This is a genomic window from Pedobacter miscanthi (genome assembly GCF_032678605.1).
Lineage (GTDB): Bacteria > Bacteroidota > Bacteroidia > Sphingobacteriales > Sphingobacteriaceae > Pedobacter > Pedobacter miscanthi_A.
The window spans coordinates 321,196-334,314 of the sequence record NZ_JAVTSU010000004.1; the positions used below are offsets into that span (position 1 = coordinate 321,196).

At 37.5% G+C, this 13,119-nt stretch carries 11 protein-coding genes and 1 riboswitch; of the genes, 9 read left to right on the forward strand and 2 right to left on the reverse strand.

Going from position 1 to position 13,119, the window contains the following annotated elements; all coding sequences use genetic code 11:
• Positions 1 to 218: 218 nt before the first annotated feature.
• Both R2R28_RS08575 and R2R28_RS08580 read left to right on the forward strand, forming a co-directional pair.
• On the forward strand, positions 219 to 941 hold the full coding sequence (locus R2R28_RS08575; protein WP_316825267.1) for an RluA family pseudouridine synthase: 723 nt from the start codon (positions 219 to 221) through the stop codon (positions 939 to 941).
• Between the two features lie 40 nt (positions 942 to 981).
• The gene (locus R2R28_RS08580; RefSeq protein WP_316825268.1) at positions 982 to 2,772 is read left to right on the forward strand and encodes a chloride channel protein; all 1,791 of its coding nucleotides are present in this window, start codon (positions 982 to 984) and stop codon (positions 2,770 to 2,772) included.
• 244 nt (positions 2,773 to 3,016) lie between these two features.
• On the opposite strand, the gene R2R28_RS08585 is transcribed toward R2R28_RS08580, so the two are convergent.
• Together R2R28_RS08585 and R2R28_RS08590 are read right to left on the reverse strand one after the other, a co-directional pair.
• The gene (locus tag R2R28_RS08585) at positions 3,017 to 4,423 is read right to left on the reverse strand and encodes a sigma-54 dependent transcriptional regulator (RefSeq protein WP_316825269.1); all 1,407 of its coding nucleotides are present in this window, start codon (positions 4,421 to 4,423) and stop codon (positions 3,017 to 3,019) included.
• A 106-nt stretch (positions 4,424 to 4,529) separates the two neighbouring features.
• On the reverse strand, positions 4,530 to 5,777 hold the full coding sequence (locus tag R2R28_RS08590; RefSeq protein WP_316825270.1) for a serine hydrolase: 1,248 nt from the start codon (positions 5,775 to 5,777) through the stop codon (positions 4,530 to 4,532).
• 83 nt (positions 5,778 to 5,860) lie between these two features.
• A riboswitch (cobalamin riboswitch) is annotated at positions 5,861 to 6,054 on the forward strand.
• A 98-nt stretch (positions 6,055 to 6,152) separates the two neighbouring features.
• On the opposite strand from R2R28_RS08590, the gene R2R28_RS08595 reads away from it, so the two are divergent.
• The 7 genes from R2R28_RS08595 to R2R28_RS08625 all read left to right on the forward strand — a co-directional run bounded on the left by R2R28_RS08595 (position 6,153) and on the right by R2R28_RS08625 (position 12,619).
• Positions 6,153 to 8,021, forward strand: coding sequence for a TonB-dependent receptor plug domain-containing protein (locus tag R2R28_RS08595; RefSeq protein ID WP_316825271.1), 1,869 nt, complete (start codon positions 6,153 to 6,155; stop codon positions 8,019 to 8,021).
• Positions 8,022 to 8,061: 40 nt separating this feature from the next.
• Positions 8,062 to 8,652 carry a DUF6580 family putative transport protein gene (locus tag R2R28_RS08600; RefSeq protein ID WP_316825272.1) on the forward strand — a complete coding sequence of 197 codons (591 nt, stop codon included), beginning with the start codon at positions 8,062 to 8,064 and terminating at the stop codon, positions 8,650 to 8,652.
• 520 nt (positions 8,653 to 9,172) lie between these two features.
• On the forward strand, positions 9,173 to 10,114 hold the full coding sequence (locus tag R2R28_RS08605; RefSeq protein WP_316825273.1) for an ABC transporter substrate-binding protein: 942 nt from the start codon (positions 9,173 to 9,175) through the stop codon (positions 10,112 to 10,114).
• 44 nt (positions 10,115 to 10,158) lie between these two features.
• Positions 10,159 to 10,845: an SIR2 family NAD-dependent protein deacylase gene (locus R2R28_RS08610; protein WP_316825274.1), complete on the forward strand. Its 687-nt coding sequence runs from the start codon at positions 10,159 to 10,161 to the stop codon at positions 10,843 to 10,845.
• A complete protein-coding gene (locus R2R28_RS08615; RefSeq protein ID WP_316825275.1) occupies positions 10,835 to 11,560 on the forward strand; it encodes a diphthine--ammonia ligase in 726 nt (241 codons plus the stop codon). Before R2R28_RS08610 ends, R2R28_RS08615 begins: the two co-directional genes overlap by 11 nt.
• Before the next feature lie 131 nt (positions 11,561 to 11,691).
• Complete coding sequence (locus R2R28_RS08620) at positions 11,692 to 12,195, forward strand: YMGG-like glycine zipper-containing protein (RefSeq protein ID WP_316825276.1); 504 nt, start codon at positions 11,692 to 11,694, stop codon at positions 12,193 to 12,195.
• Positions 12,196 to 12,289: 94 nt separating this feature from the next.
• Positions 12,290 to 12,619 (forward strand): Dabb family protein, encoded by a 330-nt coding sequence (locus R2R28_RS08625; RefSeq protein ID WP_316825277.1) that lies wholly within the window; start codon positions 12,290 to 12,292, stop codon positions 12,617 to 12,619.
• The last annotated feature ends 500 nt before the right edge of the window (positions 12,620 to 13,119 follow it).

A 13,119-nucleotide genomic window follows, 5' to 3' on the forward strand; every position in this document is an offset into this window, starting at 1 on the left:
TTTGGCGTCATTCCCAACTTGATTGAGAATCTTAATGCAAGAGGTTTTAAGATTCCCACCTGCGTAGGAATGACGAATCGTCCAAAACCGCTGTATAAACTTTTTTGTTTATTCTTAAGGGACTATTCAGGAAGACAATTCTCAGGTTAAAGTTGTGGTTAATATCGCAACCAATAAAAATAAAATCGTATTTTTGCGCTTCATTAATTACACACAGTTTGAAGTTTCCAAATTTTAAAGACCTTATTCTTTTCGAAGACAATGATTTTATTGTAATCAATAAACCTCCATTTTTAGCCTCGCTCGATGAACGTGGCGGATCCGGAGAAACTAATGTATTGCGTTTAGCCAAACAATATAGCGATGATGCACAGGTTTGTCACCGTTTGGATAAAGAAACTTCTGGTGCTTTAATTATTGCAAAAAATCCAGAAGGCTATCGTCATGCCTCCATGCAGTTTGAAAGAAGAAAAGTCAATAAAACCTATCATGCCGTAGTAGATGGACACGTAATTTTTGATGATTTAACAGTTGATTTGCCTATTTTAAACGATGGCAATAAAAATGTAACCATTGATAGGGCAGAAGGCAAAAGGGCCGAAACCATTTTCGATTCTTTAAAATACTATAAACATTATACACTGGTTGAGTGCAAGCCAATAACTGGCCGTATGCACCAGATCCGTATCCATTTAGCAACGCAAAGGGCGGCTATTGTTGGTGATGATATGTACAAAGGAAAACCGGTTTTTCTTTCGTCGATTAAAAGAGGTTATAAATTAACCAAAGGAGAAGACGAGCAGCCCATAATGAAACGTTTTGCGCTACACGCGAGGCATTTGGTTTTTAAAGGACTGGATGACCAAGATATTGTGATTGACGCACCTTATCCAAAAGATTTTGCAACCTTAATTAAATTATTGGATAAATTTGATGCATAACCCCTAAATCCCCAACAGGGGACTTTGAAATACTGATAAAATGTACGTTAGATTTGTAAATTACCTTGATAAGATTAACCAGTACCGAAAATCTAAAATATCAAACCGTAATTTCTTAATTATCCTGGCCGTAATTGTAGGGATTTTAGCCGGATTGGCAGCCGCAGCATTAAAAAGTTTAACCCACCATATCGAAGAATTTCTTCAGTCTGATTGGCATTGGAAATATAAATATTACCTGTATTTTATTTTTCCAATGATTGGTATTTTTTTAACGGTTTTGTATATCAAATACTTTATCCGCAAAACCAAGTTCGAAACGGGATTAACACCACTGCTTTATGCCATTTCTAAAAAATCGAGTAAGGTAGAAGCGCACAATATTTATTCGCAGATTATTACGGCGGCAGTAACAGTTGGTTTTGGTGGATCAACGGGTTTAGAAGCTCCGATTGTAACCAGCGGATCGGCCATTGGCTCTAACCTTGGCCGTTTATTAGGTTTATCCTATCGTGAAATTACCATGCTGGTAGCTTGTGGTGCAGCTGCCGGTATAGCTGGTGCATTTAATAGTCCTGTTGCAGGAATTGTTTTTGCTATAGAAATTTTGTTGCCAGAATTTACCATTCCCGCATTTATTCCCCTTTTATTATCTGCGGCAACTGCAGCTGTAGTGGCCAGGTTATTTTATACTCAACAACTTTTCTTTCTGGTTACAGAAGGATGGAAGGTTAACGCATTATTCTACTATGTAATCTTAGCCTGTTTTATTGGTTTGTTTTCCATCTACTTTACCAAGGCCAATTACGCGGTAAAAGGATTGTTCTATAAAATAAAACATCCTTACACTAAAGTGGTTGTGGGAGGTTTAATGCTTGGTGCTTTGGTATTTCTGTTTCCAACTTTATATGGTGAAGGATACATTACGATAAAAGGCTTGTTAAAAGGCGATTACCAGGCGGTAATCAATAATAGTATTTTCGCCGATTACAATACCATTCCGGCTTTAGTAGTACTGTTTACAGTGGTAACCATTTTCATGAAATCCATTGCTACTTTGGTTACCTTGGGTGCAGGTGGTAATGGAGGTACATTTGCACCCAGTTTAATCATGGGCGGTCTTATTGGGTTTATCTTTGCTTATGTGGTCAATTTATCGGGTATAGCGCAATTAAACGTTTCGAACTTTATTGTTGCAGGTATGGCAGCTGCCTTAGGCTCCATTATGCATGCCCCTTTAACCGGGATCTTTCTGATTGCTGAAATTACAGGCGGATATATCCTGATGGTTCCATTAATGATTACCACTGCAATTTCTTACGCCATTAACCGCAGTTCGCAAAAACATTCTATTTATACCAAAGCACTGGCTGATAAAGGCGAGTTATTATCGCACGAAGATAAAGATACAACGGTTTTAAACCAGATGAAGCTAAAATACCTGATTGAGAAAACTTATCCTCAGTTACAGATGAATGATCTGATTTCAATCAAAATGAATGAGATTTTGCAATCACATAAAAATATTTGTGCGGTTACTGACGAGTTGGGCGATTTTAAAGGCATTATTTATATAGAAGAGCTATTTAATGAGATGATCAATCATCCGGATAAGGGAAATTTAATGGCTTCTCATTTGGTTCAGCCCGCTCCTAATGCCATTTCTGAAAATGATGACCTGAAAATGGTACTGGAGAAAATGGAACAGGACAATGTTTGGATTTTACCGGTATTAACTGCACAGAACCAGTATTTGGGTTTTGTATCTAAAACCGCTATTTTTAATAAATACAGGGCATTGCTGATGAGGCAGAATGATTATATGGGATAGATAGCGTTTTTAATGTTGAAACGTTTTAAGGTGGGTTGTAATGTTGAAACGTTTTAAAGTCGCCCGTGAATCCATAAAATCCCGCATGATCGTCATTTCGACCGTAGTGGAGAAATCTGTTAATAGATAACTTTTATAGATCTCTCCATTTCGCTATACTTCAGTCGAGATGACGACTTTTTTGATGTTGGAATGTTTTCCGGTAAACCTGCTAACATTCCAACCCTAAAACTTTCCACTTATTTTATTCCGCTCTTTTCAAACCAAACTTTTCAATTTTACTATATAAGTGACTTCTTTGTATATCAATTTCGTCAGCTGTTTTTGATACGTTCCAATTGTTTTTTTCCAGTTTGAATTTGATAAACTCACGCTCCGCATGGTCTTTGTAATCCTGGAAATTGTTAAACGAATCAAACGATGAAGCCATTGCAGAACCTCCTCCGGCACCTGCAATTTGTGCACTGGTTGCTGCACCAATATTTGTTCCTCCGCCAGGATTGGCAAAAGCACGTACATCGTTTTCGGTAATTACCCTATCGCTTAAAATAATTAAACGCTCAATCATATTGTGCAGCTCACGTACGTTACCCGTCCACGGTAAAGCTTGCAGGGCAGCCATACCACCATCATTTATTTTTTTAACCGGCATACCATAATCACTGCAAATACTCTCTAAAAAGTTTTGTGCAATAACCGGAATATCATCAGTACGTTCAGTTAAATGCGGCACGTGGATGTTGATTACGTTTAACCGGTGGTACAAATCCATACGGAAGTTACCATCTTCAATTTCTTTTAATAAATCTTTATTGGTTGCCGCCAAAACACGAACATTTACTTCAATTTCTTTTTCACCACCTACGCGTGAAATTTTATGCTCCTGTAATGCACGTAAAACTTTAGCCTGGGCAGAAAGGCTCATATCTCCGATCTCATCTAAAAATAAAGTTCCGCCATTGGCAAGTTCAAATTTACCGATACGTTGTTTAACAGCAGAGGTAAATGAACCCTTTTCATGCCCAAATAGTTCACTTTCAATTAATTCAGAAGGAATTGCTGCACAGTTTACTTCAATTAACGGGCTATCGGCACGGTTTGATTTTTCGTGTAACCAACGGGCTACCAGTTCTTTACCACTACCATTTGCGCCGGTAATTAATACACGGGCTTCAGTAGGGGCAACACGTTCTATGGTTTCCTTAATTTTGGAAATACTTTCCGATTCCCCTAAAATTTCGCGGGTTTTGCTGGCTTTACGCTTTAAGACCTTGGTTTCGGTAACCAAATTTCCACGGTCTAAACCATTACGTACCGTGATTAATAAACGGTTTAAATCAGGTGGTTTTGAAATAAAATCGAAAGCTCCTTTTTTACTGGCTTCGATGGCCGTTTCAACTGTTCCATGACCGGATATCATAATGAAAGGCAGATCGGGTTTAATCAGCTGTGCCTGTTCAAGCACTTCCATACCGTCCATTTTATTCATCTTGATATCACAAAGAACCAGGTCGAAATTTCCTTTTTTGATCATTTCTAGGCCTTCAATACCATTATCGGTATCTTCAACATCGTAATTTTCATATTCCAGAATTTCGCGTAAAGTACTCCTTATCGCACGTTCATCGTCAATTATTAATAATTTAGCCATTAGAGATGTATTCTTCTATTTTGAAATGCGAATATATTATTTTTTAATTAATGTATAGTTTTTTATACAATTTATAGGCTATAAACCCTAAAAGTGAAGAAAGGTTTTAGTGATTATAATCCATTTTGAATTTGCGAAGATCCGGCTGACGTTTTCTTGCCCTTTTTAACTCGAGATCGTAAATGGTATGGCCCAGGTTTTTCATAAAAGGGAAGCAAACGGTATCATACTCGTATTTGTTATCGTTAAAAATTCCATCTTCATTACTTTGTACAACGGCAGTAAGAAAATATTCAATACCATTTTTGAAATCAACAAAATAAGCGTTATCGATAATGTAACCGTAACTATCACCGTATTTATTAAAAATCCTGATATTTGAATCTGGAGTAACCTGTTCCCGTCCATAATACAGCATTTTAGCATAAGTAGGCCAAAATTCTTTCGGATCATATTTTGGAAAATCGCTCTCCGTTGGGTACTTGCTCATATAGGTATAAATCAACTTATAATCTTCAGCGGTTAGGTTAAACCTCTCTTTAACCGGAAAAGCTTCCGGTAAAATCAGTTTCTGCATCAGCTTTTGTTGGTCGTTAATGGCAAAGGCATTTTTACCAGCTAAACTAAACGGTTTATTTACCAGTTTATCTGTGCTATCCAAATAGCCTGTACCCATTACGAGATTCGATAATTTCAATTCATATTCTTTTGGGTCATATTGTTGTGGTTGATCATATACCAGCTGAGTGCCATTATAAAATTTAATAGGGTTGGTGTGTTTAGCCGATTCGCCGGCATCGCCAATAGCCAAACGATTCAAAATCCGGCTATCGTTTAATCCGTTCGCTTTCAGTTTCTGATTAATTTCTGCCCGTCCAATAAATTCGAATAAACGATTAAAGGCATCATTATCACTGGTAAGCAGGATTTTTTTAATATAATGTTCTATGGAAGGTAGGCCGCTTTTAGCAGTGGTGTCTTTTAAAACCCTGGTTTGCCCTTTATACGCACTGTCGGTAATCATGGTGCTTTTAGCCGTTAAGCCGGTGCTTTTTAAATGATTTACTTTTTCCAATGCAAAAATTACCGCAGCAAGTTTAACGGTACTGGCAGGATAAAAATAATGGTGTGGATTTAAATGGTAACTAAAGGTTTTAAAAGTAGGTTTGTTTTTTGCATCACGGTTAATTTGGGTATAAAGAATCTGCACCTGGTTATGATCGGGATGGTTGAGTATGGCCGAAAAATAGGCTGGTTTACTTTCCATTAATTTCTTTAAGAAAACAGTATCGGTTTTTTGGGCCATAACAGATAAGCTGATTAACGATAGCACCGTGGTTATAATCCTTTTCATAGATGGAATTTGAGTTCTAATTTAGGTTTTTCTGTTAACAAGACCATTCTCCATCATGCATTTTACATGTTGTTTAATTTTGTTACTTTTGCAGCGCTTTTGGTTCCTGATGTAAAATCGGGATTAAAAGGGAATACAGTGTAAATCTGTAACTGTCCCGCAGCTGTAAGCTCTGTAACGTTTTTCAATTCATAAGTCACTGTTCAATTAACTACTGAACGGGAAGACAGAAAAACGGGAGTAAGTCAGAAGACCTGCCTTTAGCGTTTAATTTCATAGCTTTCGGGGATTGAAGCTAGGACTGAGGTACTTAACGTTTTTCGTATTTTCATTTCCTTTTCTAATCTGTTCGCTGTGGCAAAACTAGCCAATCTAATGAACAAAAAATGTATGCTAACTGTAGCCGGTCTCGGACTTGCACAGTTAATGATTAGCCAGTTGGCTAATGCTCAAAAACAAGACAGTTTACAACTTAGAGATGTTGTAATTTCTGCAACTAAAAACGATCAAAAACAATCGCAAACAGGTAAAGTTGTTACCATCATTAGCCGCGAGGTATTAGAACGCAGTAATGGCAAATCATTGCCAGAGCTGATTAGCGAGCAGGCCGGAATCATTGTTGCCGGTGCAAGCAGTAATCCAGGTTTAAACAAATCAGTATTTTTTAGGGGGGCAGGTAGTGCTTATGCTGTAGTTTTAATTGATGGCATTGTGCAGAACGATCCTTCGGGAAACGGTGGTGCATTCGATTTAAGGTTAATTTCTATCGATCAGATCGATCACATCGAAATTTTAAGGGGTGGTCAGTCTACCATTTATGGTTCTGATGCCGTTGCCGGGGTAATCAATATCATCACCAAAAAAGGCGGACCAAAAGGAAATACCATTTATGGTGTGGCCAGTGCGGGTAGTTACGAAACTTACAAGGGAACCATTGGTTTAAATGGTGGTGTTGAAGGCTTTTCTTACAACATTAACTATACCCACGGTAAAACAGATGGGATTTCTGAAGCTGCAACACCAGTAGGCAGTGCCGCCATATTTGATAAAGATGGATTTAAAACCGACGCGTTAAATGCAAATTTTGGAATCAAATTGGATAATCACTTTTCTGTAAATCCTTTTGTACGTTATTATTATGGTAATTATAAATTTGATGGGGGTGCTTTTACCGATGCAAACAATTATTCCATCCTGAAAAATTTTGCTGCAGGTACCAATGCCAAATATGAATTTGCCACCGGTAAAGTAACTTTAAACTACAGCTTCGAAAGCACCAGGAATGATTCTCACAGCCAATATCCTAGTATTAACGAAGGCAGGGTATCTTTGCTGGACTTATTTTACAACCAAAAATTAGGCAATAAATTAGATTTATTGATAGGCATCGATAACCGGGTAATGAAATTATCATCCGCAACAAACAAACCCGAAACCAATATCTTCGCCGCTTATGGATCATTGTTTTTACACGATTTAAGCATATTTAACCTCGAAGTTGGCGGACGTTACAACAAACACGAACAATATGGCGAAAATTATACTTACTCGGTTACCCCAAGCATCAACATCATTAAAGAAATAAAATTATTCGGAACCGTTTCAACCGCATTTAAAGTGCCTACGCTAAACATGCTTTTTGGCCAGTTTGGTGCTAACCTGGATTTAAAACCAGAAAAATCTCAGAATTATGAAGCCGGTGTTAATTTTAGTTTTGCTGACGACAAATTTAGTTTACGTTTAGCAGGTTATAAACGCGATTTAACCGATGCTATTATTTATGCTTATCCTAACGGATACATTAACCAGGTAAGTCAGAAAACCAAAGGTTTTGAGGTAGAACCGGCGGTTAAATTCAGCGTATTTAACATTAACGGTTATTATGCCTATGTAGAAGGAAACGAATTCAATTTTGTTGATAATGCCGTAGCCAATTACCTTTTCCGCAGGCCAAAGCATACATTTGGTATTACTGCAGGTGCACAGGCTACCAGCAACTTATATGTAAGTGCAAATTACCGTTATTTCGGCAAACGTACCGATGGTAATTTTACCACTTATACCGTTGATAACTTACCAGCTTATAAATTGCTAAATGCCTATGCAGAATATGCTTTGGCTAAAAAACGCGTAAAACTGTTTTTTGATGCTAAAAATATCCTAAACGAAAAATACAATGAAATTATCGGTTACAACAGCTTAGGTTTCAACTTTAATACCGGAGTAATTTTTAATATACACTAATAAAATTTAACTTTGCATTATAAATATTAACCAAAATAAAATGTCTCATTTAAAATTTAATCCACGCACTTTAATTTTGTTGCTGATGATTCTGGCGATAACGGCCTTCCGTTTGCTGGTAACATTCAACTCTGATGAATTAAAGTTTGCCAATTTCTCATCAATAGGAGCGGTAGCTCTATTTGGAGGAGCATATTTTAAAGATCACCTAAAAGCCTTTGCCTTCCCATTATTGAGTTTGTTCTTAAGTGATTTTATTTTATCTGTTACCATTTTTAGCAAATACAGCAGTGGTTTTCTTTACGAAGGTTGGTACTGGACTTATATCGCATTTGCTTTAATGGTTTTAGCAGGTAGGGTTTTGCTTAAAAAAGTGAATGTGGTTAATTTATTGGCCTCAACCTTAGTCATTGTTTTAATCCATTGGATTGTGAGCGATATTGGTGTTTGGTTTAAAAATCCTGCATATACACAAGATTTAGCTGGTTTTTGGGCATGTTTAGTAAAAGCAATCCCCTTCGAAATCAGATTCTTAGAAGGAACAGTGATCTATGGTGCATTGCTTTTCGGCGCTTTCGAAATCTTAAAAGCGAAATACCCCGTATTAAAACTGCAAACGCAAAAATTATAATTCACTGGTTGGTGGCTCATCAACCAAAACGAAAAATAAACAGAAATCCTCTTTTGATTTAAATCAGAAGGGGATTTTTTTTACTGTGAGTTTTTCGTCATGTTGTATCGATTTATTCTATAGAAATAGTTTCGGCATCATGTTAAACCTCCTTAAAAAACCCCATTAGGTTCTACCGAAGAACGCCGTCAATCCCAAGAGCCGGGGAAATCAAAAAAACAGTTTCAGTTCAGATAAATTAGCACTAACAGGCCTGAAACGCAGTGGTTTTGTGTTCATTAACGGTGATTTAATTTTAAAGAAAATATTGAATACAAAACGAAGTGCCTCTGTTTTTTTGATGAGCATAGGATTGCGCAAAAGGCTCATTGCCGGATTGACAAAGCGCTTTGGGTACTTTGGCGCTCCAAAGTACCATGCCCCCGCGGCAGAGAGCGGACGAAGAATTCTTATATTTGTATCAACTAGCACAAAATTTTTTTATCTTCGATAGCTAATTACCTTTTACATCTTCCATCAAATGAAAGTCGTTTCTTTTTTACCAGCTGCTACCAAAATGATTTACGATATGGGCCTGCAAGAATATTTGCATGGGGTAACATTCGAGTGCCCTAAAGAAGCCGCAGATCAGCCAAAGGTTGTTCGTTGCATATTGGAAGGTAAAAACTATTCCAGCATCGAAATCGATCGTATATTTTCTGCTTCAAAGGCACAGGGCAAAAGTTTGTATTGGGTAGACGACGAACTTTTAGAAAGTATTTTACCAGATGTGGTTTTTACACAGGATATCTGCGAGGTTTGCAATATCGACACCGTTTGCACCGAAACCGCCGTAATGAAACTCAGCAAACAGCCTACGCTTGTTCCTTTATCACCAAACAACCTTCAGGATGTTTTCGAATGCGCCATCACCATTGCCAAGGCTTTGGGAAAAGAAGAAGTAGCCTTAAATTATCTCGCAGGTTTACAAAAGAAAACAGATTTTATCTTAGATCAGCTCCGGGCAAACCGCGCCCCTTTAAAAAGGGTGATGCTGATGGAATGGATTGAACCCATCTACAATTGTGGCCATTGGATTCCTTTTCAGATTGCAGCAGCAGGTGGTGTAGATATGTTATCTAATCCTGCCGGAGATTCTATCGTTACCCAATGGGATAAAATCTTAAAATACAATCCAGAGGTTTTGGTGATTGCCCCATGTGGTTTCGATCAAAAAAGAAGCATAGAAGAAATGGAACTGCTTACATCAAAAGCCGGTTGGAGAAATTTAGAAGCCGTAAAAAGTAATCAGGTTTACATTGCCGATTTCGATATGTTTACCCAGCCAAGTGTTGGCACTTTGGTAGAAGGTATTGAAGCTTTAGCCTGCATGTTCCATCCGGAAATTTTTAAAGCTGATGAAAATATTTCGAAAAAATTCATCAACTACAATCAATCTGTAAAATTATTTAAATCAGTGTAATCTTCAAATCGGCGCAATCAATTTAAATCAGTGTAATCATACTTATGAAACTAGTTGTTTTAACAGGAGCAGGGATTAGTGCCGAAAGTGGCTTAAAAACATTCAGGGATGCTGACGGATTATGGGAAGGTTATAATATTTATGATGTAGCCACACCCGAAGCCTGGGAGAAAAACCCCGAACTGGTTCAGCAGTTTTATAACGAAAGAAGAAAGCAGGTTTTAGATGCAAAGCCCAATCTGGCGCATCAATTGCTTGCCGAACTGGAAAAGGATTTTGATGTCGAAATTATCACTCAAAATATCGACGATTTGCACGAAAGGGCAGGTTCTACTAAAGTTAAGCATCTTCACGGTATCATTACTCGGTCGCAATCCGATTTAAGATCCAGTTTAACTTATCCAATTGAGGGCTCAGAAATAAAAATGGGCGAGCTCTGCGAATTAGGATCTCAATTAAGGCCACATGTAGTTTGGTTTGGAGAAGCGGTGCCTATGATAGAAGTTGCGGCTAAAATCTGTAAACAGACCGATATATTTGTGCTCATCGGCACTTCATTAGCCGTTTATCCTGCTGCAGGCCTGATAGATTTTGTTCCCTCTGTTATAGATAAATACATCATCGATCCACGGATTCCAGACGTTAAACGGTATAAAAACGTCATTAATATTGAGAAAAATGCGGTAGAAGGGGTAGCCGAACTTAAAGAAATATTGCTCAATGCCCGATAAAAAGATCTGTATTTTTAACTGGAGCGGGGGGAAGGATAGTACATTGGCGCTCCATTATGCTTTGCAGGATCCTTCGATAGAAATCCGCTACCTGGTTACCACCATCACCGAAAAGTATAACCGCGTTTCCATGCATGGCGTGAGGGAAGATTTGTTGATTAAACAAGCCGAAAGTATTGGTATTCCTTTGTACCAGATCCGTTTAGGCGAAATGCCGGATATGGAGAGTTACGACAATACCATGAAACTGCATCTTTCTAAATTTAAAGAAGAAGGTATCACTCATTCTATTTTTGGCGATATTTTTCTGGAAGATCTCCGCTTATACCGCGAAAATAAATTGGCTGAAATTGGCCTTCAGGCAATCTTTCCTTTGTGGAAAAAGGATACCACAAATTTGATCGAAGAATTTTTAAATCTGAACTATAAAACCATCATTGTTTGCACGCAACAAAACCTTAAAGATTTTTGTGGAAAAGTAATCAGTCATGCTTTAATAGCTCAACTTCCTGCAGAAATTGATCCCTGTGGTGAAAATGGAGAATTTCATACCTTCGCATTTGAAGGACCTATTTTCAAGAATAAAATACCATTTACCATCGGAGAGAAGGTATTCCGTACCTATAATGCACCTGCAAAAACGACACCTGATAACGATTCATCTTCTTCATCCAAAGCACTTTCAGGCTTCTGGTATATCGATTTATTACCATAATTTTTTATTTTCAAAACATTTTGGCACCATTTTTTCTTTACTAGTTATAATTAACTAAATCACACATCCCAAAATGAAACCTGTTTAGCGAGGTTAGGTAGCTGAACAAGCGTCATGAAAAATTAAAAGTTATGAAAAAGATATTGGTAGTAATCGCATTAAGCTCTTCTGTATTATTTGCTTGTAACAATAAGGCAAAAGAAGAAGCAGCACTAAAACAACAACAGGCAGAAAAACAATTAGCTGTTAAAGCTGTAAAAGATAGTTTAAGGTTAGATAGCTTCAACAAAGCTGCTGCAGCCAAAGTAGAGCAGGAGAAAGAAGCAAAACACCAGGCAGAATTAGTTGCCGCAAGGAAAGCAGGAGCAGCATCATCCTCAAGATCGTATGCCAGCTCTGGTGGTAGTTCAAGTGCTGCTTATGGTGGTACACAACCAACCGCTAAGAAAAAAGGCTGGAGTGATGCCGCAAAAGGTGCTGTAATTGGTGGTGTTGGTGGTGCAGTAGGTGGTGCCTTAATTGATAAGAAAAAAGGTAGAGGTGCTATTATCGGTGGATTAGTTGGAGCTGGTGGCGGTTATTTAATCGGTAGAGGCGAAGACAGAAAATCTGGTCGCGTGCAACCTAAAAATTAATTCAGGTTTGCAAAATATTTAGAGTCCCGATTTACATCGGGACTTTTTTTATGCCCGTTAAAAAAGGTTTAATATATTAGCAAAAAAAGATCCCATGATACAAACCGCAGATAAAGGCCAGATTCAACACTTTGTAATGTTCTGGTTAAAACCACAACTTACGAAAGCTGAAATTTCAGACTTTGCTAACTTTTTCGAAAGTTTAAAACCGATTAAATATATTAAAACGTTGAATTATGGCTTAGCTGCCAATACGCCGGTGCGCCCTGTTACCGATAATTCTTTTACTTATTCACTTACCATTACTTTTGCAAATATCGCCGATCATAATGCCTATCAGGAAGATAAAACACATTTAGATGCGGTAGAAAAATTCTCTCAAAACTGGTACAGGGTAGTGGTACACGATACAGTGATTTCTTAATTTAAACCACAGGCTTAACCACAGATTCATTTCTTTTTCTGCCATCCTTAACGCAGTGAAGGATCTTTCCTTAAGATTCTAAATTACTAGTAATGTCATCCTGAAGGATAATTTATTTTATAAAAATCAATATGAATGACATAGGATTTCTTTTTGGTAATGATCTGCGATAAATGGTCGTTGCGAAAAAGCTTTTTCAGCTGACGAAGCAATCTTACAACAATCGCTGTAAACCCGTAGTTGTAAGATTGCTTCGTCGTTCCTCCTCAGCAATGACGACCCTACTATTGGATCTGTGAATGAAAGTATGGTCCAAGGATTTTCATAATTTAATTACAATCACCGATATTTCAGCCACAACCACTAAACCTCCCATTTATTTGGCTAAATCATGCCACAAAACTATATTTTGTGAGTATTGTTAAAAATCATAATATCAATTAGTTACATTGTTTTATTTAAATGAATACTCTGCTTATTGATCATTTTAAGGCACTAAA

Bases quoted from the DNA above. Each gene is read 5' to 3' on its own strand.
- R2R28_RS08580 (WP_316825268.1), top strand. From the start codon at position 982: ATGTACGTTAGATTTGTAAATTACCTTGATAAGATTAACCAGTACCGA.
- R2R28_RS08585 (WP_316825269.1), bottom strand. From the start codon at position 4,423: ATGGCTAAATTATTAATAATTGACGATGAACGTGCGATAAGGAGTACT.
- R2R28_RS08590 (WP_316825270.1), bottom strand. From the start codon at position 5,777: ATGAAAAGGATTATAACCACGGTGCTATCGTTAATCAGCTTATCTGTT.
- R2R28_RS08595 (WP_316825271.1), top strand. From the start codon at position 6,153: ATGAACAAAAAATGTATGCTAACTGTAGCCGGTCTCGGACTTGCACAG.
- R2R28_RS08600 (WP_316825272.1), top strand. From the start codon at position 8,062: ATGTCTCATTTAAAATTTAATCCACGCACTTTAATTTTGTTGCTGATG.
- R2R28_RS08605 (WP_316825273.1), top strand. From the start codon at position 9,173: ATGAAAGTCGTTTCTTTTTTACCAGCTGCTACCAAAATGATTTACGAT.
- R2R28_RS08610 (WP_316825274.1), top strand. From the start codon at position 10,159: ATGAAACTAGTTGTTTTAACAGGAGCAGGGATTAGTGCCGAAAGTGGC.
- R2R28_RS08615 (WP_316825275.1), top strand. From the start codon at position 10,835: ATGCCCGATAAAAAGATCTGTATTTTTAACTGGAGCGGGGGGAAGGAT.
- R2R28_RS08620 (WP_316825276.1), top strand. From the start codon at position 11,692: ATGAAAAAGATATTGGTAGTAATCGCATTAAGCTCTTCTGTATTATTT.
- R2R28_RS08625 (WP_316825277.1), top strand. From the start codon at position 12,290: ATGATACAAACCGCAGATAAAGGCCAGATTCAACACTTTGTAATGTTC.